Genomic DNA, 24,322 nt, shown 5'->3' on the forward strand with positions numbered 1-24,322 from the left:
TCCCCCTGAAGGTCTGGATATGAGCAGGACCAAGGAATTACACCGCTTAAATGTTACAGATAAATGACAATTCAGTCTTATTGTCATATTCGATTGTTATCAACAAATACGGGAATGGTTCCCAATACTTTGTAGTGGCGGTCTGAATCAGGTTCTTTGCAAAGCCAGTATTTTCTTAATTTACGGATGGCCTGGAACTCTTTTCCATTTTCAATGTTGAACCGTTTTCCGGGCTTTAAATGATTAAGAATCAGGCCTGATTCAGGCTGGGTTAATTCTTTGAGAGTCTGATCGCCACTGCTTCTGACCTTGGGGTTCAGGCTGTGTTTATAAAGAGAACCATGGGTTTTTGTATCAAAAATACCAAGTTCGAGGATTTTATGGAGGAGAGTCCGGTATTGATGTTTCCACTCTTTCCCATGGGGGAAAACACAGTGGCCATGGAGGTTCCATGTATGAACATGGGCAATTTCATGGACAAGGGTAATCAGGAACTGTAAAGGCTCCAGGTTATTATTTACGCTGACCCTGTGGGGGTTGCCATATTGAGCTGGCCGGAAATCTCCCAGCTTGGTTTTGCGGGGGCGGCTTATTTTCAGTTGAACCTGTCCGTCTATCAGCCACCTGGCGCACAAAAGGGCAGTGCCTTCGGGCAGATAAGAGCTGAGTTGCCTTGAGAGGTGCTCCTCAAGGTTTGAATGGGCAAGGTCGGAGGGGAGAGAGTCTGGCATCATCCTTATTCAGTTCATCAGGCAGCGATCAATAATTATTCCCGCCAGAACCGCAAAACCGGCCCAGTGATTGGAAAGAAAGGCCTTAAAGCAGGATTCCCTTTCCCTGTTCCTGGTAAGAGTGTACTGGTAGACGAACATACCGGCCATTCCGGCGAGGCCGAGATAATAAAACAGCCCTGCGTGAATTACAGTGCCTGTGATGACCAGAGATAAAAGGGTCAGTACTTGAAGCAGTGTAATGATCGTGTTGTCTTTCTCTCCAAAAAGAATGGCTGTTGATTTTACCCCTATAATCAGATCGTCATCCCTGTCTACCATGGCGTACTGGGTGTCATAAGCCACAATCCACAGCAGGCAGCCGCCGAACAGTAGCCAGGCCAGAGGAGCGACGGTATTTGTTTCAGCTGCCCAGGCCATGGGAATTCCCCATGCGAAAGCCGCCCCGAGAAAAAACTGGGGCAGATGGGTGTAGCGCTTCATAAACGGATAAACAGCGGCCAGCACTGCTCCGGCAAATGACAGTATAATGGTGAGCGGATTGGTAAAAAGCACAAGTACAAAAGATGCCAGCATCAGAACAGCAAAGAGTGTTAATGCTTCTTTTTTGGAAACCCTGCCTGTTGCCATGGGGCGTTGATGGGTTCTCTTTACATGTCCATCAATTTTCCTGTCGGCAAAGTCATTAATTACGCAGCCGGCGGAACGCATCAGAACTGTGCCTAAAACAAAAATAAGCAGCATATCAAAGGAAGGCCAGCCATCAGCGGAGAGCCAAAGAGCCCAAAGGGTTGGCCAGAGCAGAAGATAAATGCCGATGGGGCGGTCAATTCGGGTCAGTTGAATATAATTTTCCAGCCTGTCAGACAGCTGTATTTTTTCACTGCTCATAGAGAAGACTCTGCCGTTGCCGGATCAGCATTAACCGGAAGAAAGTATTCACATACAACCAGAGGTTTCTGGTTCAGGATAAACAGGGAACGACGTCCCCAGACGGGATTGTTTTCAACATCCTGAACTTTGGTCAGCTCAATAGGGCCGCGTTGCAGATCCGGGTGAGAGAATAGAAAGGCTCCCAGCGGCCTGTCTTTCAGAGTCAGCAACTCTTTGTTTCCCCCTTCCAGGCTGGAAACTGGAAGAATGCTTCGGGCGAAAACCCTGGGCAGACCATTGCAGATCAGGATCACTTCCCGAATGCTGGCCTGCTCATCACCGTCTATCGACAGAAAGTGCTGCTCATCAAGGGTCGGTTGCCCCCAGTCATGGCGAAGGACATCGACGGTAAAGGATCCTGGGAAAGTATCCTTCAGGCGTTGTGTCAGGGAGCCTGTGTCGAGCAGCCAGGATTTCCAGATTTCAGGCAGAGGCCAGGGAAGGTTTCCGCAGGGATGCCATTGTTGGGATTCGAGATTAACGGGGCATGACGGCATAGGTTTACTGACTTTCTCCAGCACATCCTGGCGATTTCTATTGGAAGTGCCTGTTTGTTTGTGCCTCTTTATTGATGATATAAAGCGGATGGCATTTCCAGCTTGTGGCTGTTTGGCGCAGCATGAGTGATAAGCTCTGGGGATGCAAGTTTTGTAAAAACGCTTTTTTATGGTGAGGAAATCCCTGTTTCTCCGATATTTGGTATTGCTCTGGCGTAGGGGCTGCATTAAGGTTGAAAATCGTGTCGGCACAAAAGTACATACTCTGAAGTGCTGCATGTTCTCGGTTGCTCAGGGTTTGGGATAAGCTCTGCAGGGAAACCAAAAAAATAATAAATAATGCAAATGGATTCGAGAGGGAGTTATGCGTAAGCCAGAACTCATCGCTGCAATCGCAGATCAGACTGATTTAAGCAAAGACAAAGCCAGTCAGGCACTGACCGTTATTATTGACCAGATTACCCAGGCGCTGGAGCGTCAGGAGTCTGTGAACCTGATAGGGTTCGGGTCTTTTGTTCAGCGTTCCAGAGGTGCCCGTACCGGAAAGAACCCCCAAACTGGCGCCACGATGCAAATTCCTGCCAGTAACACCGTAGCCTTTAAGCCTGGCAAGGCTCTGAAGGAAGCTGTTAACAAGTAAACAGCCGTGTGCCGGCAGCCGAAAACTGCTGGCACGCATTTTCCTCTCTTCAATAACCCTTTTATTTTCCTCATCTTTTTTGGCTGAATTAACCACTCCTTGTGTCATTTTAAGCACTGGCGAATACTGTGCCGATCGCTAGAATGGGTTCGGACAGCTTTAACCGGAGGGAAGTATGAAGTTTCGATTCCTGTTACTGGGCCTGGGCCTGCTGATGTGGCGTGCAAGCAGTAAGGATCCGGAGTTCCGCAAAAAGCTGGAAGGCAAGGATATGACCTTTGATATTTCCAGCGAAGATGGCGTGAGAAGAACATTTACGATTAAAGACCAGAAAGTCAGCAGCCGTAAAGGTCGCTCAGAGAAGCCTGAATTTGCCCTTCGTTTCAGAACGGCCAGTGAAGGGTTTGATGCTCTGACAGCAAGCAAACCCAAACTGGCCTTTATGAAAGGAATCCAGGACAAGGTCATCTGGGTTGAAGGCAATCCGATGTCACTGATGTGGTTTCAGGGCATTGTCTCCATGGTTGTTCCTGGAAGTAAAATGAAGTCATAAAAGGAGCAAATATCCATTCCCGGGAATCACCAGCAAGTTCCATTCGTGCTTCAGGTAAACATTATTCAGCGGTCTGGAGCACGCACTGGTATTCCCTCGGATAAGACAGAAACTGTATGCTTGCAGACAGTGATGACAGGTGAGTAGTGCCTGTGCTTTCAAAGAATAGATTGCCAATGGTGTACATGTGCCCGTTAGCTATATGGTAGAAATTTTTGTAATTGCCGGGCAGTTCATCACTTAAAAAAGCGTCTCTGTACATAATTCCCATAGGGTGCAGGGTAACAAATGTGTCCGGCAGGATGGATGTTACGGCAACAGCAAGTTCTTCATTGAGACCTGATTTTGAGCTGGCAGCATAAAACCAGGGGTTGCTTTGGATGATTTTCTGGAAGTCTTTTTCACATGTTTGTTGTTTTTTCTGATTGGGTGAACCATCCAGGTTTATAGCCTGTATTTGGGGGATTAGTATCAGCATAGAGTGATGTATGCTGTGGTCATCAGCGAAAACAGCGTTATGTGAATTCAGTAAGACAAGACTGATAATGACGCATGATTGAAAGTTTCTCATTACTGACAGCCTCTTGGGAGAATAGCTGATAGCTATAAATAGCAGAGAATTTGAAATTGTCTTGTACAAAATATCCTGCTGTCGCAATAAATAACGACAGAGGTCAGATATGAGATTTATGTAATGTGTCGTCCAGTTTTACCATGGAGCAGATCAAATATACGACAGTATTGATTTTGTGGCTCTTGAAAAAGGCAGGAGATCAGGCATCGGCAAACTTATCCCCATGGGGCAGCCAGCGATCAATAAGTGGCTGAACATGGGTCGGAGCATCACGCATTAACTGTTCCGCAGCGCCTTTAATATTATCCAGCAGGGTTTTATCCCGTTCTAGGTCGGCGACTCGGAACTGCACTAAACCGGTCTGCCGTGTACCCAGAACTTCGCCGGGGCCTCGTAGCTCCAGATCTTTTTCAGCGATAACAAAGCCATCGCTGGAGTCCCGCATAACCTGCAGGCGTTCTTTGCTTTGCTGGGACAGGGGAGGGTGATACATCAGCACACAGTGACTCTCAATGCCGCCCCGACCAACACGGCCCCTGAGTTGGTGCAGTTGGGCAAGGCCAAGACGTTCCGGATTTTCAATAATCATCAGGCTGGAGTTGGGAACATCAACCCCCACTTCAATAACCGTTGTCGCGACCAGAAGATGCAGATGACCTTCCTTAAAAGCATTCATAACTTCTGCTTTCTCAACAGGCTTCATACGTCCATGGATAAGGCCAATGGATAAATCCGGCAGGGCTTCCTGAAGCTCTGTGGCGGTCACTTCCGCGGCCTGGCACTGCAAAGCTTCTGACTCTTCAATCAGGGTACAGACCCAGTAAGCCTGTCGGCCTTCTTTACAGGCAGCATTAACCCGCTCAATAACTTGCGGGCGCCTGTCGTCGCCTATTGCAATGGTATTGACTGGCGTTCGGCCCGGAGGCAGTTCATCGATAACTGATAAATCCAGGTCAGCATAAGCACTCATGGCCAGGGTTCTGGGAATAGGGGTAGCTGTCATAATCAGCTGGTGGGGCATGGCACCGAAATTTCGGCCCTTTTCCCGCAGGGCCAGCCTCTGGTGAACACCAAACCTGTGTTGTTCATCAATAATCGCCAAGGCTAGATGGCGGAACTCCACATCATCCTGAAACAGAGCATGGGTGCCCACAATAACTTCCGCTTCGCCGGAGCGAATCAATTCCAGCTGCTGCTCTCTTTTTTTTCCTTTGGTTTTTCCCGTCAGCCAGGCAACAGTTATTCCCAGAGGCTTAAGCCAGCTGTGAAAATTGTTGTAATGCTGCTCCGCCAGAATCTCTGTGGGAGCCATCAAAGCCGCTTGGGATTTGCTTTCCACAGCCTGCAAAGCCGTGAGGGCGGCAACAATGGTTTTGCCTGAACCAACATCTCCCTGCACAAGTCGAAGCATCGGTGCCTGGGAAGCAAGGTCTTTTTTAATCTCATCGGCAACCCGCTGCTGTGCTCCGGTGGGCGTAAATGGCAGGTTAACAAGAAACTTATCCACAAGCCGGCCGGTGCCGGGCAGACTGATACCAGCCTGCTGGCGAACCCGCTGGCGAATCTGCTGAAGGCTCAGGTGGTGAGCCAGAAGTTCTTCAAATGCCAGACGCTTCTGGGCTGGATGCTGTCCTTCCATAATTTCCAGGATATCCGCATCAGGTGGCGGGTGGTGGAGAAAGCGCACGGCATCAGTTAAACCCCAAAGATTGTAAGAGCGGCAGATTGAAGCCGGTAACCATTCCTGCAGAGCAGCCGGGTTATCCAGAAAGCGCAGTGTCTGCTGGCAGAGGCCGCGGATTCTTAACTGGGTCAGGCCCTCTGTAGCGGGATAGATAGGCGTCAGTGTCTCTTCAATAGCAGAGGATTTGTCATTGTTCAGAACTTTGTATTCAGGATGGTAAAGCTCCAGCCCGTGGGCTCCCCGGCGAGGTTCACCAAAGCAGCGAACTGTTGAGCCTTTTTTCAGACCGTTCTTCTGGGCGGCGCTGAAATGAAAGAATCGCAGGGTAATTAAACCGGTTCCGTCCCTGAGTTTGCACACCAGACTGCGTCTACGGCCCATGGCCACATCCACACCGATAACCTCGCCTTCAATCACAGCATCCATACCGAACTGGAGACTGCCGATGGGGGTAATGCGTGTTCTGTCCTGGTAGCGCAGGGGTAAATGGAACAGCAGATCCTGAAGGGATTTAATTCCTATTTTGACAAGCTTCTCCGCAAGGGCGGCTCCAACACCTTTAAGGGTTGTAACCGGAACCTGATGCAGAGGCTTGTTCGTCATAACAAACGGCTACCTGGAAGAAGAGGAAGGTGGAACCACCGGACACAGGCTGATGGCCTGTTCCAGGGCATCTATGGCTTTGGGACGGGGGAAGCTTGCCCGCCAGGCAAGAGCTACGGTTCGACCTGGAACTGGATCAGAAAACGGGCGGGTAGTCAGTACATTTTTGGCGTAATGGTTGCCGCCACCAGTGGCGGAAAGCGGAAGCACCGTAATACCCATTCCGGACGCGACCATATGGCGCATAGTTTCCAGGGATGTGGCTTCAATGGTGGTTTTCTTTGTCTGGTTTTTGTCTTTGCTGGTAAGTGCGGGGCAGGCTTCCAGAATCTGGTCCCGGAAACAGTGACCTTCACCAAGCAGAAGAAGATCGGTGGATGCCAGTTCGTCCACAGGAATATCTTTGCGGCTGGTCCAGGGGTGGTTACCGGGCATCAGTACGGTGAAGGCTTCGTCGTACAGAGGCTTGGTAACAACATCCGCTTCGGTAAAGGGCAGGGCGATAATAATGGCATCAAGTTCACCCATACGCAGTCGCTGACGCAGAATATGGGTAAAGTTCTCTTCCACATATAGCGGCATCTCCGGAGCCAGTTTGCGCAGCTGGGGTATCATATGGGGCAGAAGATAAGGGCCAATGGTGTAAATTGTGCCGATACGCAGAGGGCTGGAGAGCTGGTCTTTACCTTCTGTGGCAATGGTTTTAATGCCGGAGGCTTCTTCCAGAACTTTCTGGGCCTGTTTGACTATCTTATTGCCAAGTGGCGTGACCCTGACCGCAGATTTACTGCGTTCAAAAATAGCGCTGCCAAGTTCGTCTTCAAGCTTTTTTACACCTACGCTCAAAGTCGGCTGGCTGACAAAACAGCGTTCGGCGGCTCTGCCAAAATGGCACTCCTGGGCAAGTGCGACGATGTACTTGAGTTCTGTCAGTGTCATTGGGCCATGATACTTTAATTGGTTATTTCTATTAACTGACCAGTGAATAATAAACGAAAAAAGGTATAAACCGAGACAGTTATGGATTTTTCAGACGCAGATATGAGCAAGTCCCGTTCCGCACCGGTTACATTGATTGCCGGTTGTGGTGATGTTGGCTGCCGGCTGGGATTAAAGCTTTTGTCACTGGGTCATCAGGTTTATGGAGTGCGCAGGGACACTTCAAAACTGCCAGAGGGCATCACTTCAATTGCCGGTGATCTGGCAAACCCGGATATGCTGGTGGAATGGCCCGAGCATATTGATTATGTCGTTTATTCGGCGGCTGCCGGCAGAAGTGGCGAAGAAGGTTACCGAAAAACATATCTGCAGGGATTAAAAAATGTTCTGGAACGGGTGAAAAGTTTAAATACTCCGCCTCGAAGATTGTTTTTTACTTCAAGCACGGCGGTTTATCACCAGAAAGATGGTGAATGGATAGATGAATTGTCTCCGGCCCATCCAGCATCTTTCAACGGGCAGATCATGCTGGAGGCCGAAAACCTGATACTTGATTCCGATTGGCCGGCAACGGTTGTGCGATTTGGAGGCATTTACGGCCCGGGCCGTAATTTTATGCTCAGGAAGGTGCAGTCTGGCGAGGTTTACAGTGAAACTCCGGTGATTTTTGGTAACAGAATTCACTCGGAAGATTGCGCTGGCTTACTGGCTCACCTGATTGAAAAAGACCGGGCCGAAGAGTGTGTTCATCCTCTCTATCTGGGTGTTGATTCTGATCCGGCTCCGCTGTCTGAAGTCACCGGCTGGCTGGCAGAACAGCTGGGAGTAAAACCCGCCAGTGAAATTGCCACCGTTGCCCGTGGCAGCAAGCGTTGCCGGAACCAGCGGGTGATTGAATCCGGGTACAGGCTTCGTTTTCCCGGTTACCAGGATGGTTACAAGTCTTTGATGGCGGACGACTCTCAAAGGAAATATTGATTATCGTGGTTCTGATCCGGGCTGTATGGGTTTTATAAAAACTGCTGAATCAATTCCCGATGCTGAGGAAATTGGGAAAGCAGTTTTTCTTCCTTTCCCAGGCTCAGATCCTGGTAATCGAAACCGGGGGAAACCGCTTCGCTGATAAGTCCATATTCTCCCTCCGGTAGATGACAGGCTTTCCAGTTTCCTCCTGGAACAACCAGTTGCAGCTGGTGGCCGGCTATCAAATCAAACCCCAATGTGACTTTGCTGACTTCTCCCTGTTGATTGATAAGGTGATAGTGAACAGGTGAGCCACCGTGGAAGTAGTGAATAATATCCGAGCGGTTCAGGTTCCAGTGGCCGGTGGAGGAATCATCTGTGAGCAGGTAAAAGATGCTGGTCATTGTGAACCGTTCGCCATGCTCCGTGGGAATGGGAGAACGATGGTCTGAAGAGAATGTTCGGCGAAAATAACCACCTTCTATGTGGTGAGTGAGTTGAAGTTTCTGGATAATTTCCTGTTTTGATAGCTGCATTGTGTGAAAACTCTGATTTGTGGTGATTTTTGCTGTGTATGGTTGATGGTCGCTGTTTCCTGGTTTTTTTTAGTTCTTTACACTGTAAAAAGTGCTTGGTTTGTTTGAAAATGCTCTTTTTTGGGTCGTGTATGACTGGAAGCAAAGCTTCGGGCAGGGTAAGTTACGACGTTAGAATAAAAACTGTCGCCGGAGTAGTAATGTCGAAGGCACCTGTTGCACTGGAATTAACGGATATTCATAAGCGTTATGGGAACCTTGAAGTTCTCAAGGGGGTTTCTTTAACTGCCCATGATGGAGATGTGATTTCCATTATAGGTTCCAGCGGCTCAGGGAAAAGTACACTCCTTCGCTGCACCAACCTTCTTGAAAGCCCCTGTCAGGGGCGTATTGCTGTTAATGGCGAAGAACTTCGTCTGAAGCCCCGTGTTGATGGCTCTCTGGAAGCGGCAGACCCTAAACAGCTGGCCAATATCCGTTCCCGCCTCGGTTTTGTTTTCCAGAACTTCAATCTCTGGCCCCATATGAGCGTGATAGACAATATCCTGGAAGGTCCCGTTCATGTTCTGGGACGGAACCGCAGAGAGGTGCTGGATATGACTGAAGCCCTGCTGGAGAAAGTGGGGCTGGCGGATCGCAGTCACTATTACCCAGGCCAACTGTCTGGAGGACAACAGCAGCGTGTCGCTATTGCCCGGGCTTTGGCAATGGAACCCCAGGTTATGTTGTTTGATGAACCGACATCTGCTCTGGACCCGGAACTGGTGGGGGAAGTTCTCGGTGTTATGAAAAGTCTGGCCGCGGATGGACGAACGATGGTAGTTGTGACCCATGAGATGTCGTTTGCCCGGGAAGTGTCCGACAGGGTTGTGTTCCTCCATCAGGGAAAGGTTGAAGAAGAAGGAAAACCGGAAGATGTGTTCGGCTCAGCGGAATCAAGTCGCTGCCGGGAGTTTCTGGCATCTGTTATGTAATTTGTTTGCGCAGTTTTATATGCAGTTTTTATATGTGGCTTTTATGTAGCTGTAGACAATAACCAAAACGATAAGTCATTTACATAAACAAGAGCAGGACTAAATAAAATGAATAAGTGGATTAAAACCGGTGTTTTGGTTGCGGGCCTCGCGGCCAGTGCGCTGACTATGGCGGCAGACAAACTGCGTATCGCGACAGACGGCACCTGGGTACCGTTCAGCTATACCAACGAATCCGGCGAGCTGGTTGGCCTGGATATTGATGTGGCCAAAGCCCTGTGCGCCAGGCTGGAGATGGAATGTGAGATTAAGGCCTATGAGTGGGATGGTCTGATTCCCTCCCTGAAGGTAAAGAAGTTCGATGCTATTGTGGCGAGTATGTCCATTACTCCCGACCGCCAGAAGCAGGTTGATTTCACCGATTATTACTACTCCGGCGGCTTGCGGTTTATGGGTTCCAAAAACCAGACTCTGGACACAACCAGAGAAGGCCTGAAAGGAAAATCCATCGGTGCTCTGCGTGCCAGCCTTGGCAGCCAGTATCTGGAAGATAATCTGGCCGACGTAATCAGCATTAAATTGTACGACAATCAGGAAGCGGTTTACCTGGATCTGGTATCTGGCCGTCTGGATGGCGCGGTTTCTGACGAGCTGCCCACCTGGGACTGGCTCAAGAGCAAAGCTGGCCATGGTTTTGAGTACAAGGGCGGAGCCTTCGCTAAAGACGACAGAATTGGTATTGCTGTGCGCAAGAATGATCCCCTGAAAGAGCGTCTGAACAAGGCTCTGAAGGATATGCGTGAGGATGGCACCTTCGATAAAATCAGCAGCAAGTATTTCCCCTTCCCGATTTACTGACAGAGTCCTCTGATTAAACAGTGCCGGCCTTTTGCTGACCGGCGCTGACTAAAAAAACAAACACAGCTGTATTGTGATGGGGTGAACTGTTTTGTTATTTGAAGGCCTGCTGAATGGCTTTATGACTCAATTGCTGGCGGGGGCGCTGGTCACTGTTGAAATTACTTTGGCCTCTACCGTTTTGGGTATATGTCTTGGTCTGCTGGGGGCTTCTTCCCGGTTATCCAAAGTACTTCCTGTACGCCTGATTGGTGATGCTTACGTTGGTATTATTCGTGGCATTCCCGAGCTTCTTATTGTTTTCCTGATTTACTTTGGCTCAACACGCCTGTTGATGGCGATAGCCTCCCAGTTTGGTTATGACGAATATATTGAATTAAGCCCGTTTATTGCCGGTGTTATTGCCCTGGGCCTGACCTTTGGCGGTTATGCCACAGAAGTTTTCCGGGGCGCTTTTCTTGCTATTCCCAAGGGGCAGAGAGAAGCGGCCGAAGCTTTGGGTATGGGTAGAACAAGAATCTTTTTCCGTATTCTTTTGCCGCAGGTCTGGCGTATTGCCCTTCCGGGATTGGGCAATCTGGTTCTTGTGCTTATGAAAGATACGGCGCTGATTTCCGTTATCGGCCTTGAGGAATTAACCCGAAAAACTGCCATGGCCGTTGGCGCGACACGGGAGCCTTTTACCTGGTATCTGACCGGCGCGTTTATGTATCTGGCATTAACGGTTATTGCCACAGTGATTCTGAGATATTTCGAGGCCCGCTCCCGCAAACATGAACAGCCGGTGACATCTGGCTCAACCAGACTGGCACAGGGGTAAATAATGGATTGGTCTGTTCTTGCACAATATTATCCGCGCCTGCTTGAGGGAGCCTGGGTCTCGCTGCAGCTGGTGGTTCTTTCCGGAGTGATCGGTATTATTCTGGCTGTGCCCATGGCACTGGCGCGTATTTCCGACAAACGTCGATTTAACCTGTTTCCCCGGGCCTATATTTTCTTTTTCCGGGGAACGCCCCTGCTGATTCAGATATTCCTGATCTATTACGGGTTATCCCAGTTCCAGTGGATTAAAGACAGTGTGCTCTGGCCGTTTCTCCGGGAGCCATACTGGTGTGCGATTATTACCCTGGGACTTCATACTACGGCTTATATTGCGGAGATTCTCCGTGGCGCATTACAGACCATTCCCAAAGGAGAAGTGGAAGCCTGCAAGGTGATGGGAATGAGTAAATTCACCATGTACCGCAGGATTCTTCTGCCAAGAGCGTTTGGCATTATGCTGCCGGCCTACGGGAATGAAGTGATTCTTATGCTGAAGGGCAGTGCCTTGGCGAGCACCATCACTCTGCTGGATTTGACCGGCATGGCACGCACAATTATCGCCCGTACTTATACTCCGGAAGAAATCTATCTGGCGGCGGGTGTGATGTACCTGGTGATCAGCTGGATGTTTATGTTGTTCTTTAAGGTGCTGGATAAATACTCCAACAGCTACAGGCTGGCGTAAAAACCAGCCATGCTCTGTTTAATAACTTGAAAGCTATTAAGCGGTAAAATCAAGAATCGCTTCAACTTCTACGGGAACACTCTTGGGCAGTTCTTTCACGCCGACAGCGGCTCGGGCAGGATAGGGTTCCTGGATGTATTCAGCCATCACTTCATTGACCAGAGGGAAGTTGCTCAGGTCAGTCATGGAGATGTTAATTTTCACCGCGTCCTGCAGGCTGCCGCCAGCGGCTTCTGCGATAGCTTTCAGGTTTTCAAAACACTGACGGGCTTTGGCTTTGAAATCACCTTCTGCAATTTCCATGGTGGCGGGAATCAGGGGGATCTGGCCAGAGATGTAAACAGTGGTGCCAACCTTTACGGCCTGGGAATATGTACCGATGGCCGCAGGAGCGTTTTCTGTGTGAATAATCTGCTTATTGCTCATTGGAGAACATCCGGTTTGTCTGAGGGTGAAGGTGGTCAGCATGGCAGTTAGGCGGGAGGCAGTCCAGAGCAGGACTGCCGCCATTATTGGACTGCCACTGTTAAACTTTGTTGCGGTTAATGCTGTGAACGCCTCGAATAGCCCGCAGTCGCTTAATCACCTGTGACAGGTGGAAACGGTCACGGACAGATATCAGTACCTGAGCCAGGCTGAACCGGGTTCCACGCTCTTCCACGCCAATCTTTTCAATACTGGCTTCTGCCGCAGTGATAGCCGTGGCCAGAGAAGCGATCATGCCCTTCTGCTGCTCAATAGCAACATTGAGTTCCACCAGGAATTCACCCTGAACATTCTTGTCCCAATCCACTTCCAGGATTTTCTCCGGGCTGTGGCGGATTTCAGAGATATTGCTGCAGGTTTCTGTGTGGATAACCAGGCCGCGCCCTGAGCTGACGTGGCCGACCACCGGGTCTCCGGGAATCGGATGACAGCAGCGGGCAAAGCTGATGATCATGCCCTCTGTGCCCTTGATGGTCAGGGGTTTTTCAGGACTTGAGGTATCGAGCTGGTCCGGCTCCATCAGCTGGATATCCAGCAGGCGTCGGGCAATGACGTAGGCCATATGGTTGCCGAGGCCGATATCTTCCAGAAGATTGTCGAGCTTGGGGGAGTCTGTGTAAGCCAGAACAGCGTCAAGGCTGGACTGGGAAATCTTGTCGAGGCTGCTGCCAAGGCTGATAAGCACCTTATTCAACAACCGGCGGCCCAGGGCAATAGACTCCACCTGGCGCTGGTTTTTCAGGTAGTGGCGAATATTGGAACGGGCTTTACTGGTGTTTACATAGTTCAACCAGGCTGCGTTAGGCCGTGCCCCCGGCGCAGTAATAATTTCAACGGTTTCGCCGCTGTTCAGGGACTGGCTGAGGGACGCGAGCTTTCTGTCGATACGACAGGCTACGCAGGTATTGCCAACATCGGTATGAACCGCATAGGCAAAGTCGACAGGTGTTGCTCCCCGTGGCAGCTCCATAATGTCTCCCTGGGGCGTGAAAACGTAAACCTCATCGGGGAACAGGTCAATTTTAACGTTCTCGATAAATTCCAGGGAGTTACCGGCGGTCTGCTGTAGCTCAAGAAGATTCTGCAGCCAGGAGTGGGTACGGCTCTGGCTGCCAAGCAGGGCTTCGTCCCCGGATTTATACAGCCAGTGAGCGGCAATGCCGTTGTTGGCCATATCTTCCATTTCCTGGGTGCGAATCTGCACTTCTACGGGAATACCGTGCAGACCAAACAGTGTGGTGTGCAGGGACTGGTAACCGTTGGCTTTGGGAATGGCAATATAATCTTTAAAGCGGCCGGGAATGGGTTTAAACAGATTGTGCACCTGGCCAAGGGTGCGGTAACAGCTATCGACGCTGTCGACGATAATCCGTACGCCGAATACATCCATAATATCGGCGAAGGGTTTTCGCTGTTCCTTCATTTTACTGTAGATACTGAACAGGTGTTTCTCCCTGCCCATAACCCGCCCTTTGAGATTTTCATTTTCAAGGCGGGTATTAATACTTTCGACGACACCGCTGACAACCCCCCTGCGATTGCCCCGGGCTTTGCGCACTGCTTTGGTCAGCAGATTGGCACGCATGGGGTGCATGGCGCTGAAGCAGAGGTCTTCCAGTTCAATTCTGATCTGGTGCATGCCCAGGCGCTGGGCAAGGGGAGTGTAGATATCGAGGGTTTCTTTGGCGATTCGTCGTCGTTTGGCCGGGCGCAGCACACCGAGGGTACGCATGTTATGGAGCCGGTCAGCGAGTTTTACCAGGATTACCCGAATATCCCGGGCCATGGCCAGGGCCATTTTCTGGAAGTTATCGGCCTGGGCCAGGGTTTTGTCTTCGTACTCAACATGGGTTAGCTTGCTGACACCGTCCACAATTTCGGCCACTGTTTCGCCGAACTGCTTTTGAATTGAGCTTTTGCTGATGCTGGTATCTTCAATGACATCGTGCAGCATGGCGGCCATCAGGCTCTGATGGTCCATGTGCATATCAGCGAGAATACCGGCTACAGCAAGGGGGTGGATGATGTAAGGTTCGCCGGAACGGCGCTTTTGACCATCATGGGCCTGTTCTGCGTAATAATAAGCTCTTCGAACCTGATCAATCTGTTCAGGTTTCAGGTAGGCTTTCAGCCTGTAGGCCAGGTCCTTGATGTCCGACAACACCCGCTCCTTCTGTCAGGGGGTTACTGCATCCTGAAAATGATAAAGCGGGTATTGCGTCATGGAATGTCCTGAGAGGTCAGCCTTCCAGGCCTGCCAGGAGCATGCCGGCATCTTCATCTTCCTGATCTTCCCTTTCAATCTGTTTCGGGTCAATCAGACCGTCTGCAATTTCGCGCAGGGCAACAACGGTCGCCTTGTCATTTTCCCATTCTACCTTGGGGTCTTTTCCGCCAATAGTCAGTTGGCGGGCCCGCTTGCTAGCGGCCATAACCAATTCAAAACGGTTGTCTACGTTGTCCAGGCAATCTTCAACGGTTACTCGCGCCACAGGGTGCTCCACTCTATGTTTAAGATCCTGATGAATCAAGATGGGAAGAATTCCACATCTCAGGCCAGGGGCTATCAGGGGTGTCTTGAATTTTCGGATCGCAGGGCCAGTCTCTTATTAACGCCTGCTATCAACAACCATAACCATTCAAAACCGACAGCAATCCGCAAACTTGCAGTTTACTTAATGAATGGCGATTGTGACAAGGCCGAAGGCAGTCTTTTCATGGTTTGGAGGAGATAATCATGGTTTTGTTTGTGGGTGCTTACATTTAAGATGTTCTTTAAATGAGAGGTCAGGAGAATAGAATTGAACCCCCGGGCGCTGTTTCACGGGGTTTCGTCACTCTTATTTATTTCAGTAAATCACAGAGCAGGTCTTTACGATATTCTTTCTGGAATTCAAGTCCGAGACGCTGGCTGCGGATAACGGCTTTCAGGTCAAACAGGGCTTCGTCGAAATCGTCGTTGATAATCAGGTAATCAAACTCGTTATAGTGGGACATCTCACTCACGGCTTTGGCCATGCGGTGAGCAATCACATTTTCATCATCCTGGTCCCTGCCGGTAAGGCGCTGGTACAGCTCTTTCTGGGACGGTGGAAGAATGAAAATGCCGATTGCATCGGACATTAGCCTGCGCACCTGCTGGCCGCCCTGCCAGTCGATCTCCAGGATAACATCTACCCCCTGATCCAGCTGCTCCTGAACCCAGGTCTGGGACGTGCCGTAGAAATTCCCGAAAACTTCTGCATGCTCAAGGAAGGTGCCTTTGCCGATCATGTGCTGGAAGGTATCGACAGAAACAAAGCGGTAGTGCTGACCGTCTACCTCTCCTGATCGTTGTGGGCGGGTGGTGTGGGACACAGATACAGTAATATGGCGGGTGGTTTTTACCAGCTCACTCACCAGGCTGGTTTTTCCGGCACCGGAGGGAGCGGCGATAATATAAAGAGTGCCTTTGCTCATAATTCTCTGATCTTTATTTCGGGGTTGGTTGCAGATGTTCAAATACACAGACTCTTAGAACAGAGCAGTGAAATTCATACCGTTTTTGGATGAGATAATTATAAGTGTTATCAGGCGTTGCCGTCATGCCGAATCCGGAATCTGGTATGTTAAGTCAGGCAGAAATTTCACAAATTATGCACGCGAAAAGGCAAAGGGCACTACATCACTGATTTCACGGGTATCCGCTATCAACATATGTAAGCGGTCAATACCCATGGCTACCCCGGCACAATGGGGGAACCCCTGTTTTAGCCCATTCACCATATTTTTATCGTAGGGAAGCACGGATTTACCTGTTGCCTGTCGTTCTGCCTGGTCACTTTCAAAGCGGGTCTGCTGCTCATCGCCATCGGCCAGCTCATGGTAACCGTTGGCCAGTTCAACACCGTTCACAAACAGTTCAAACCGGGCAGCTACATCCTGCCCCTGTTCATTCATCTGAATACGGGAAAGCGCGGACATACTGGCCGGATAATCATATACATAGACCCCTTCAAGTCCGGCATCTGTCTCTCTGCCAAGATGAGGCTCCACCATCTGGCTGAATAGCAGGTCAAGACAGTCATTACGGGTGATCTCTGTCAGGGACTGGTCAATATGCTGGTGCACCAAGGCCATTAGTGTCTCATCAGGAGCATTGTGGGGATCAATATCAAGATATTTCCTGAACAACTCCCGGTAGCTGAAACGTCCAGCCTCACGGAAATTGGTAATGGAATTAATAACGCCGGTCACATTATCCATTAGTTGATGATGGTCTATTCCCAGTCGGTACCACTCCAGCATGGTAAATTCCGGGTTGTGGCGACCTCCGGCTTCACCGTTGCGGAACACACGGCCCAAGAAATAAATATCTCCACTGCCGGCTGCGAGAAGCCGTTTCATGGGGAATTCTGGAGAAGTGTGCAGATACAGCGTCTCCCTTTGATTTGTGCCCAACGGGCAGAAATCCGTCTGGAAACTGTCAATATGGGGGTCAACCGTCGCATGATGGGAAAGCATGGGCGTTTCTACTTCCATCACGTTCTGCTGGTAGAAATAGTCTCTAATGCCCCGTAGCAGGCTGGCACGTTGTTTGAGGTTCTTAAGGGGAGCGGAAGGCTTCCAGGTAGCCTCTGTCATAGTCTCTGCATCTCTGATTCAAAAAAACCGCTCAAAACGAGAAAGCCCGGCAAAACCGGGCTTTCTTACAGGCAAAAAGCCTGATTACTTCTGACGACCCACGTACTCACCGGTACGGGTATCAATTTTGAGGGTTTCACCCTCGGTAATAAACAGGGGAACCTTAACGACAGCCCCTGTGCTCAGGGTAGCCGGCTTGGAACCACCTGTGGCTGTGTCACCTTTCAGGCCCGGATCTGTCTGCACAACTTCCAGCAGAACAAAGTTGGGAGCGGTGACAGACAGGGGAGCACCGTTGTACAGAGTTACCGTGTATACTTCCTGCTCCTTGAGCCAGTTCACAGTGTCACCAACAGCAGCAACGCTGGCACCGTGCTGCTCAAAAGAGCCGTCGGTCATCATGAAGTGGTAGAACTCTCCATCGGTGTAGAGATATTCCATGTCATAATCCATGACATCGGCAGCTTCCAGAGATTCGCCGGACTTGAACGTGCGCTCCCAAACCCGGTTAGACATCAGGTTACGCAAGCGAACCCGGTTAAAGGCCTGACCTTTGCCGGGCTTGACGAATTCATTTTCAAGAATGACGCAAGGGTCGCCTTCCAGCATTACCTTAAGTCCGGAGCGAAACTCATTGGTCGCGTAACTAGCCATCCGTATTCACCAGGAATGTGTAAAAGGCCCGTATGATAACCCGTTCAGCCCTCGCTGTGCAGAGTGATTCCATTGACTTACTGCAGAAAGAAACACAGCCATGGCAGGAAATACTCAGTCAGGCGATTACCAGCCCTACTGAACTTCTGAAAACCCTGGGGCTCAGCCCTGAGCTACTGTCCGGGGCAACCGCCGGTCACAACCAATTCCAGATACGGGTTCCACACACTTATATAGCACGGATTAAACCCGGCGACCCGAGTGATCCCCTGCTTCGTCAGGTTTTACCTGTGGGCGCAGAAATGGAGATAGTTCCCGGTTTTTCTGCAGACCCTCTGGAAGAACAGTCCAGCAACAGTCACCGTGGTATCCTGCACAAGTACCATGGTCGCCTGCTGCTGATGCCCGGTTCTCTTTGTGGCATCAACTGTCGGTTCTGTTTTCGCAGACATTTCCCCTATGAAGACAACAGCCTGAGTAAAACCGAGTGGCAAACAGCCCTGAATTACATACGCCAGGACACCTCTCTGAGAGAAGTCATTCTAAGCGGTGGTGACCCTCTGGCCCAGAATGACCGTCGCCTGGCCTGGATTACTGAAGAGCTGGCGGCTATTCCCCATATTCAGAGGCTGCGCATTCACTCCAGGCTTCCTGTTGCTATTCCACAACGTATTACTGAAAAAATGGTTCAGTGGCTGACAGGAACAAGGCTGAAACCTGTTCTGGTTATCCACTGTAACCATCCTCAGGAAATCAGCCCTGAGCTGCAGGATGCCATGAATACCCTGCGCAGCCATGGCGTACAACTGTTAAACCAAAGCACTCTGCTGAAAGGGGTAAACGACGACCCCGCAACACTTCAGGAGTTGAGTGAGAAGCTGTTTAACTGTGGCGTTATGCCTTACTACCTTCATTTGCTCGACAGGGTTCAGGGAGCAGCGCACTTTGAAGTCGAAGAGCAAAGGGCCAAAGAGATTCTTGGTGAGATGAGTCGCAGATGTTCAGGCTATCTTGTCCCAAAACTCGCCAGAGAAGAGGCAGGTATGCCATCTAAAACAACAATATCTCCCGTATATAATGTTGAAGCCTGATAGAAACCCAGTCCCAAAAGCGTGACAAATTTCTCGTTTTTTATTTATCATGACAGGCAACGGATAAAAATTGATCCCCCAGGGGATGCCCTGACCGATAAAACAACAAAGAACGGAGTTATGGACAGCTCTATCCGAAATCTTGATCTTACAGTGCCGGACTGCGTCAAAGATCAGCTTACCTTCGCTAGGTCGGATACCGGTTCTATCCGCCAATGGACTCGGGAATTGCCCAGAGCCAACCTGGGAGCTATGGCTAAACAGCTCTATTTTGCCTTGAAGGAACTTAATGATGTTCGTCTGCCTGTTATCGCGCGCCTCTCTTTTCTTGAGCTTCTACGCCCCCATGTTCATTACACCTGTCAGACACTGAAACAACACTACCTGAAAAAGTCGATTATCCTGACGGGGAAAGAGAGACAGGTCGCCAACCTCTCCAAGGCCCTGCAAACCCACCTGATGACCGGTTATAAACTGGTTATTTCACAACAGCTGGCAAGCCAGAACAAACTCAGCAAGCAGGATAAAAACAACCTTGTTATCGCCCTTCACCGTGCAATAAACGAAAGCGCCCGCATACTGCTGCATTGCTATCAACTTTATAGCCGTGTTCCTGAACGAACCTGGAAAGAGTTACATACCCTGTATCAACTCGCTGAAGATTACAGACTCGATCAAGCTACGGTTGAAGACAGGGAAAATAAACGGATACAGCACACCTCCATTGCTAACAACTACAAGCGGGCTTTGCTTTTCAATCGTGCCCGCCCCAATATGCTGCGCCAGCTGGAAATGGAGCAGCTTTTCCAAGTGCTGGAGCAATGGTCTGAACTGACGAATATTCACTCCTATCCTACGGACAGCACACCCTTTACTATCCACATACAGGAAGACAAAGCACCTCAATACAGCATCGATATCCAGTCACTGGATACCGACAACGTAAAGGGACTCGATACCCAGCAACTGACGAATAATCTGCTCTCTCTAACCCTGGAGAAAAAACCTGCAGATGTGGAACAGTTCTCTCCGACACTGCTGAACCATCTTATCTCCTCCTGGGGTCCCAAAACATCCCGCTGCCAAAGTCGCCAGACAACCCAGGGAGAAATTACCTTTGCCGCCGGTTTGTCCGCTGCTCATTTTTTCCTGGCCAGGCAAAGACCTTTCCAACAGGTTTTGCAGGAAGATATGGGTAAGGTACACCTCGAAGAACAACAAAACCGCTTTGAGACTACAGAGAGTGGGGATGTCTGGAACCATGTTTCAGGTGCAGTTCCCGGCGGCAATCAGCCAGCCTTTATGACTGGGGATATGGTAGCGTTTGGAGAGTCCGACGGTACGCCAAAGAAAATAACCTATCCAGCCTTTAAAGCCCTGCTTCTGGACACAAGCCCCGGCGGTTACTGTGCCTGTATTGATGGCGAAGCGAATCCACAGATTCAGGCCGGGGAACTGATTTGCGTACGCTCTGGGCAAAGCTCCCAGTGGCTGCTTGCCCTGATTCGCTGGATGCGCCTTGAAAATCAAACCAGAATCGTATTTGGCATCCAGCTGTTATCATCCAATGCCCGGCCAACGGCCGTTTCCATTCTGCACAAAAAACGCGGTGCCAGTGACTTATTGCGCTGTTTTTACCTACCGGAATTTCTCGAAGCTGGAGAACCTGCCTGCCTTATCACCCCACGGATTCCTTTCCAGGTGGGCAATAAAATTCGGTTTTACGACGGAACACACTTTATAGAAGCGCTCCTTAGCGAGTGTCCCCTGTCTACGGGGAGTATCAGCCAGTTCCTGTTCACTCCCGTTAAAAGAACTCTGGTTAATGCCAAAAAGAACGAAGCCATACAGCCTGCTAAACCCCGTCAGAACGAAGACTTCAGCATTCTGTGGGATGATTTATAATAAATATCACAACCGATTCTGACATATGCTGACTTTTCCAGCATAAACCTATGATTCAATCACTAAAACGGTAGAATAAAGGCACTGAGAGCAAAAACTAAAGACACATCCTGAACATGGCAGAACAAAATCATCCTCTGCGCCTCCTGTTTCTTGAAGATGCCAGCAACTCCGCTGAACATCTGGTCAGCTGCTTCAGAAATTCCGGACTGGCAACAAGGGTCCACCGTGTAACATCCTCCGAAGATCTTGACGAATCCCTTCAGGGACAGAGCTGGGACCTGTTTATGGCTTACGACAATGCCATGGCTATGTCTCCCGATACCGCATTAAGCAGGATTATACAGGCTGGAAAAGATCTTCCCGGCATTCTTCTGATTGAAAAAGACAGTGACCGTACAACCGACTGGCTACGCCAGGGTGGCGCTGACGCTGTTCCCTCTGACCAGAAAGAACGTTTGATTCTGGTCTGCAAGCGTGAATGGGCCAACCTGACTCAACGCCGCCAGCGTCGCCGGAATGAAATCTCGTTAAAAGAAGCTGAGAAACGCTGCCTGCTTCTACTGAACAGTTCCGTTGATGCTATTGCCTATGTTCATGAAGGCATGCATATTCACGCCAATCCGGCCTATGTGGAACAGTTTGGTTTTCAAGATGTGGATGATCTTGCTGGTCTGCCACTTATCGATTTGGTTAACCGGGAAGACCAGGCTGCATTCAAACAATACCTTAAACAATTCCCACAATCGGGCGGCTCTGCGACACCTCTTAAATTCAGGGGACAGCAGGATAATGGCGAAACATTTCAAGCCAGCATGTCTTTAAGCAAAGCCAAATGGGATGGTGAAAACTGTATTCAGGTTGTTATTCGCAAGGCCGAAGCTGATCCGGCCCTCGCCAAAGAGCTTGAAACCTTAAAGAATACTGACCTTCTGACCGGCCTTTACAACCGCACCTATTTTTCAGAGCAACTGGATAAAGCCCTGGAACAGGCGATAGCCGATAAAGGCAATTCCGCTGTTTTTGATATTCGTTTTGATAAATTCCGTGACCTGAAGAAAGAGTTTGGTACCGCAAGTGCGGATCAGATGCTGACCGATATTGCCGCATTATTGAAACCAATTGTCGAAGAATATGGCATTCTGGGCAGATTGACAGACGATGTTTTCCTTGCCCTGATTAACCACGACAGGCGCCAGAAGCTTCAGGAACAGGCCGAACACATTATTCGAACGGTCAAAGAACACACGTTCACTGTCAAAAAATCAAAAATTCAGATCACCGCTTCTCTCGGTATAATGCCGGTCACGGAAGCATCGGACAGCAGCAGTTATGTGCTTGAAAGAGCCGAGAAAGCCTGTCTGCAGGCCCGGGATTCCGGAGGCAATAAGTTTCAGATCCATGACCAGCAGGCAGAACTTGCCGCTAAAGCCGCTGAAGGAAATATGGTCGCTGTTGTTATCCAGGCCCTGGAAAATGACAGATTCAAACTCAGCTACCAGCCCATTATTAATCTTGAAAACGAAGAAGAACACTATGAAGTCTTCTCTCGCCTGGTAAACGAACAGGGAGAAACAATTCCAGCCTCGGAGTTTATTAACGCCAGTAAACGCGCAGGTCTTACTATTCGCATTGACCGCTGGGCTATTCTGCAAGGCATCAAGGCTCTGGCGGAAAAACACAGCCAGGGGCACAAGACCAGTCTGTTTGTCAGTCTGGGGCCGGAATCTATTCAGGACCAAACACTTCCTTCCTGGCTGAATGTGGCCATGCGTGCTGCTAAGGTGCCCACTGAGTCCCTTGTTCTGCAGATGGCGGAAGAAGATGTTTCCGTTCGTCAGAAAGCCGCGCAGGAACTGTGTAAAAATCTGAAGAAATTACATTTCCGCGTTTGTCTGAATCACTTCGGCGGTGCCGTTGATCCATTTACTATTCTTAAGAACTTCCCTGCGGACTTTGTAAAAATGGACTCTTCTCTGATAAAGGAACTGGCAGAAGACGACCTGGCCCTTGATCCCTTCAAAGAGATGCTAGGTAAGTTACAGACTCTGAACACTCATATTGTTGCCCCCCATGTGGAAAACAACAAAATGATGACCACACTCTGGCAGAACAACGTCGGCTATGTTCAGGGATACTTTATTCAGGCACCCGCCGAGCAAATGAATTACGACTTCAGTCAGTAAACAACCCGTCTCAATGCAAAAATAATAAAGCCGGGAGAGATGCTTCCAGCTTTATTTATTTTACTCACGGTTTTAACCCCTTAATCCCGCCAAGTCTCGGTCATGCCAACCCAGCAGATAGAGAATACTGTCGAGTCCAAGAGTGGAAATCGACTGCCGTGCAGACTTGCGCACCAGAGGTTTAGCCCTGAATGCCACCCCAAGTCCGGCAATGGCCAGCATTTTCAGATCATTGGCACCATCACCTACAGCAATAACCTGCTCAAGCCGTATATTCTCCTGCTGTGCGATCTCCCGCAGCAGAACGGCTTTACGACTGGCATCAACAATTTCGCCTTTGACTCTGCCTGTTACTTTACCGTCCACAATATCCAGCTCATTGGCATAAACATAATCCATACCCAGGTTGTCCTTAAGTCTGTTGGCAAACCAGGTAAACCCTCCGGAAACAATCGCTGTCTTGTAGCCTAATGCCCGCAGGCTTTTGATCAGGCGCTCAGCGCCTTCTGTCATCTTCAAGCGTTTAGAGACTCTCTCCAGGGCGGATTCATCCAATCCCTGCAGCAGAGCCAGGCGACGACGGAAACTCTCTGAAAAATCGATCTTGCCCAGCATTGCTTCTTCGGTGATGGCGGCAACCTGTTCACCAACTCCCCCTTCTACCGCCAGCTCATCAATCACCTCTGCCTCAATAAGGGTGGAATCCATATCAAACACAACCAGACGGCGACTGCGCCGGTAAATCGTATCTTCCTGAAGGGCAACATCCACATCCAGCTCAGAAGAGAGCTGTAGAAAATCTTCTTTCAGCTGGTTCTGATCATCCGGCGTTCCTCGGACAGAGAATTCAATACAGGCCCGGGAAGCAGCATTTACCTCCGGCTCCAGAAGTACACGACCAGACAAACGGGCAATACTTTCAATATTCAACCCATGTTCCGCCGTCAGCGCAGACACCCGGGACATTTTCTCAGCGGTAATGGAACGGGACAAAAGAGTGACTTTATAGCAATCCTTGCCCTGGCGGGTCGTCCATTCGTCATACTCTTCCGGCTGAATAGTGCGGTAGGTGACCTGCAGGCCTTTCTCATGGAGATGAAACAGCAGGTCTTTCAGCACCGGCGCAACATCATCCTGCTCCGGTACACGAATTAATATTCCCCAGGTCAGGGAGTCATGGATTACCGCCTGCCCAATATCAAGAATTTCGACGCCATAGCCCGCCATAATTCCGGTAATATCGGAGGTCAGCCCTGGCTTGTCTTCACCAGTAACATTGATCAGAACAATACGACTCATAGTTTCTTCCCCGGAATGCAGGACTTTTTTTCTGGACTGGTGTTATTTTAGTGATCCATATTCTCGGTCTTTATAACGGCAGGGTA

The 24,322-nt window shown here is 49.8% G+C and carries 24 protein-coding genes; 10 read left to right on the forward strand and 14 right to left on the reverse strand.

Annotated features, from left to right (window positions below):
* Positions 1 to 83 precede the first annotated feature (83 nt).
* Genes ACY2RQ_RS11315 through ACY2RQ_RS11325 form a run of 3 tightly spaced genes read right to left on the reverse strand, consistent with a single transcriptional unit; the run spans position 84 to position 2,161 of the window.
* Positions 84 to 731 carry a SprT-like domain-containing protein gene (locus ACY2RQ_RS11315; RefSeq protein ID WP_490113083.1) on the reverse strand — a complete coding sequence of 216 codons (648 nt, stop codon included), beginning with the start codon at positions 729 to 731 and terminating at the stop codon, positions 84 to 86.
* Positions 732 to 740: 9 nt separating this feature from the next.
* Positions 741 to 1,622, reverse strand: coding sequence for a 4-hydroxybenzoate octaprenyltransferase (gene ubiA, locus ACY2RQ_RS11320; protein WP_490113084.1), 882 nt, complete (start codon positions 1,620 to 1,622; stop codon positions 741 to 743).
* Complete coding sequence (locus tag ACY2RQ_RS11325) at positions 1,619 to 2,161, reverse strand: chorismate--pyruvate lyase family protein (protein WP_490113085.1); 543 nt, start codon at positions 2,159 to 2,161, stop codon at positions 1,619 to 1,621. The genes ubiA and ACY2RQ_RS11325 overlap by 4 nt, the downstream gene beginning before the upstream one ends.
* Positions 2,162 to 2,525: 364 nt before the next feature.
* Here ACY2RQ_RS11325 and ACY2RQ_RS11330 point away from each other — a divergent pair, with 364 nt between their 5' ends.
* Together ACY2RQ_RS11330 and ACY2RQ_RS11335 are read left to right on the forward strand one after the other, a co-directional pair.
* Complete coding sequence (locus ACY2RQ_RS11330) at positions 2,526 to 2,801, forward strand: HU family DNA-binding protein (protein WP_490113086.1); 276 nt, start codon at positions 2,526 to 2,528, stop codon at positions 2,799 to 2,801.
* Positions 2,802 to 2,976: 175 nt separating this feature from the next.
* Positions 2,977 to 3,354, forward strand: coding sequence for a helicase (locus tag ACY2RQ_RS11335; protein ID WP_490113087.1), 378 nt, complete (start codon positions 2,977 to 2,979; stop codon positions 3,352 to 3,354).
* A 61-nt stretch (positions 3,355 to 3,415) separates the two neighbouring features.
* Here the strand turns inward: ACY2RQ_RS11335 and ACY2RQ_RS11340 are convergent, their stop codons facing one another.
* From ACY2RQ_RS11340 to ACY2RQ_RS11350, 3 genes are all read right to left on the reverse strand, one after another.
* The gene (locus ACY2RQ_RS11340; RefSeq protein WP_490113088.1) at positions 3,416 to 3,832 is read right to left on the reverse strand and encodes a hypothetical protein; all 417 of its coding nucleotides are present in this window, start codon (positions 3,830 to 3,832) and stop codon (positions 3,416 to 3,418) included.
* A 295-nt stretch (positions 3,833 to 4,127) separates the two neighbouring features.
* Entirely contained in the window at positions 4,128 to 6,215 is a 2,088-nt protein-coding gene (gene recG, locus ACY2RQ_RS11345) for an ATP-dependent DNA helicase RecG (RefSeq protein WP_490113089.1), read from the reverse strand.
* A 9-nt stretch (positions 6,216 to 6,224) separates the two neighbouring features.
* Positions 6,225 to 7,154, reverse strand: a complete 930-nt coding sequence (locus ACY2RQ_RS11350) for a hydrogen peroxide-inducible genes activator (protein ID WP_490113090.1) — start codon at positions 7,152 to 7,154, stop codon at positions 6,225 to 6,227.
* A gap of 81 nt (positions 7,155 to 7,235) precedes the next feature.
* Between ACY2RQ_RS11350 and ACY2RQ_RS11355 the strand changes: the two genes are divergently transcribed.
* Complete coding sequence (locus tag ACY2RQ_RS11355) at positions 7,236 to 8,132, forward strand: SDR family oxidoreductase (RefSeq protein WP_490113091.1); 897 nt, start codon at positions 7,236 to 7,238, stop codon at positions 8,130 to 8,132.
* Between the two features lie 32 nt (positions 8,133 to 8,164).
* Here ACY2RQ_RS11355 and ACY2RQ_RS11360 read toward each other — a convergent pair whose 3' ends face one another.
* Positions 8,165 to 8,653, reverse strand: coding sequence for a cupin domain-containing protein (locus tag ACY2RQ_RS11360; protein ID WP_490113092.1), 489 nt, complete (start codon positions 8,651 to 8,653; stop codon positions 8,165 to 8,167).
* Between the two features lie 200 nt (positions 8,654 to 8,853).
* Here ACY2RQ_RS11360 and ACY2RQ_RS11365 point away from each other — a divergent pair, with 200 nt between their 5' ends.
* From ACY2RQ_RS11365 to ACY2RQ_RS11380, 4 genes are all read left to right on the forward strand, one after another.
* On the forward strand, positions 8,854 to 9,627 hold the full coding sequence (locus tag ACY2RQ_RS11365) for an ABC transporter ATP-binding protein (protein ID WP_490113093.1): 774 nt from the start codon (positions 8,854 to 8,856) through the stop codon (positions 9,625 to 9,627).
* A 108-nt stretch (positions 9,628 to 9,735) separates the two neighbouring features.
* Entirely contained in the window at positions 9,736 to 10,485 is a 750-nt protein-coding gene (locus ACY2RQ_RS11370) for a transporter substrate-binding domain-containing protein (RefSeq protein ID WP_490113094.1), read from the forward strand.
* Between the two features lie 91 nt (positions 10,486 to 10,576).
* On the forward strand, positions 10,577 to 11,305 hold the full coding sequence (locus ACY2RQ_RS11375; protein WP_490113095.1) for an ABC transporter permease: 729 nt from the start codon (positions 10,577 to 10,579) through the stop codon (positions 11,303 to 11,305).
* A 3-nt stretch (positions 11,306 to 11,308) separates the two neighbouring features.
* The gene (locus ACY2RQ_RS11380) at positions 11,309 to 11,992 is read left to right on the forward strand and encodes an ABC transporter permease (RefSeq protein ID WP_490113096.1); all 684 of its coding nucleotides are present in this window, start codon (positions 11,309 to 11,311) and stop codon (positions 11,990 to 11,992) included.
* Between the two features lie 36 nt (positions 11,993 to 12,028).
* Here ACY2RQ_RS11380 and ACY2RQ_RS11385 read toward each other — a convergent pair whose 3' ends face one another.
* The 6 genes from ACY2RQ_RS11385 to efp all read right to left on the reverse strand — a co-directional run bounded on the left by ACY2RQ_RS11385 (position 12,029) and on the right by efp (position 17,755).
* Positions 12,029 to 12,418 carry a RidA family protein gene (locus ACY2RQ_RS11385; RefSeq protein ID WP_490113097.1) on the reverse strand — a complete coding sequence of 130 codons (390 nt, stop codon included), beginning with the start codon at positions 12,416 to 12,418 and terminating at the stop codon, positions 12,029 to 12,031.
* Positions 12,419 to 12,518: 100 nt separating this feature from the next.
* Positions 12,519 to 14,639 carry a bifunctional GTP diphosphokinase/guanosine-3',5'-bis pyrophosphate 3'-pyrophosphohydrolase gene (gene spoT, locus ACY2RQ_RS11390; protein WP_490113098.1) on the reverse strand — a complete coding sequence of 707 codons (2,121 nt, stop codon included), beginning with the start codon at positions 14,637 to 14,639 and terminating at the stop codon, positions 12,519 to 12,521.
* A 79-nt stretch (positions 14,640 to 14,718) separates the two neighbouring features.
* Positions 14,719 to 14,970: a DNA-directed RNA polymerase subunit omega gene (gene rpoZ, locus ACY2RQ_RS11395; RefSeq protein ID WP_490113099.1), complete on the reverse strand. Its 252-nt coding sequence runs from the start codon at positions 14,968 to 14,970 to the stop codon at positions 14,719 to 14,721.
* Positions 14,971 to 15,322: 352 nt separating this feature from the next.
* On the reverse strand, positions 15,323 to 15,937 hold the full coding sequence (gmk, locus tag ACY2RQ_RS11400; protein ID WP_490113100.1) for a guanylate kinase: 615 nt from the start codon (positions 15,935 to 15,937) through the stop codon (positions 15,323 to 15,325).
* 174 nt (positions 15,938 to 16,111) lie between these two features.
* A complete protein-coding gene (gene epmA, locus ACY2RQ_RS11405) occupies positions 16,112 to 17,101 on the reverse strand; it encodes an EF-P lysine aminoacylase EpmA (RefSeq protein WP_490113101.1) in 990 nt (329 codons plus the stop codon).
* Between the two features lie 84 nt (positions 17,102 to 17,185).
* On the reverse strand, positions 17,186 to 17,755 hold the full coding sequence (gene efp / locus ACY2RQ_RS11410; protein WP_490113102.1) for an elongation factor P: 570 nt from the start codon (positions 17,753 to 17,755) through the stop codon (positions 17,186 to 17,188).
* Positions 17,756 to 17,787: 32 nt separating this feature from the next.
* Between efp and epmB the strand changes: the two genes are divergently transcribed.
* The 3 genes from epmB to ACY2RQ_RS11425 all read left to right on the forward strand — a co-directional run bounded on the left by epmB (position 17,788) and on the right by ACY2RQ_RS11425 (position 22,937).
* Positions 17,788 to 18,846 (forward strand): EF-P beta-lysylation protein EpmB, encoded by a 1,059-nt coding sequence (gene epmB, locus ACY2RQ_RS11415; RefSeq protein ID WP_490113103.1) that lies wholly within the window; start codon positions 17,788 to 17,790, stop codon positions 18,844 to 18,846.
* A gap of 120 nt (positions 18,847 to 18,966) precedes the next feature.
* Positions 18,967 to 20,751: a cyclic-di-GMP receptor FimW-related protein gene (locus ACY2RQ_RS11420; RefSeq protein WP_490113104.1), complete on the forward strand. Its 1,785-nt coding sequence runs from the start codon at positions 18,967 to 18,969 to the stop codon at positions 20,749 to 20,751.
* A gap of 116 nt (positions 20,752 to 20,867) precedes the next feature.
* Entirely contained in the window at positions 20,868 to 22,937 is a 2,070-nt protein-coding gene (locus ACY2RQ_RS11425; RefSeq protein ID WP_490113105.1) for an EAL domain-containing protein, read from the forward strand.
* A 72-nt stretch (positions 22,938 to 23,009) separates the two neighbouring features.
* Here the strand turns inward: ACY2RQ_RS11425 and serB are convergent, their stop codons facing one another.
* On the reverse strand, positions 23,010 to 24,236 hold the full coding sequence (gene serB / locus ACY2RQ_RS11430) for a phosphoserine phosphatase SerB (RefSeq protein ID WP_490113106.1): 1,227 nt from the start codon (positions 24,234 to 24,236) through the stop codon (positions 23,010 to 23,012).
* Positions 24,237 to 24,322: the final 86 nt, after the last annotated feature.

This window comes from Parendozoicomonas sp. 209JJ7-1 (assembly GCF_058147085.1).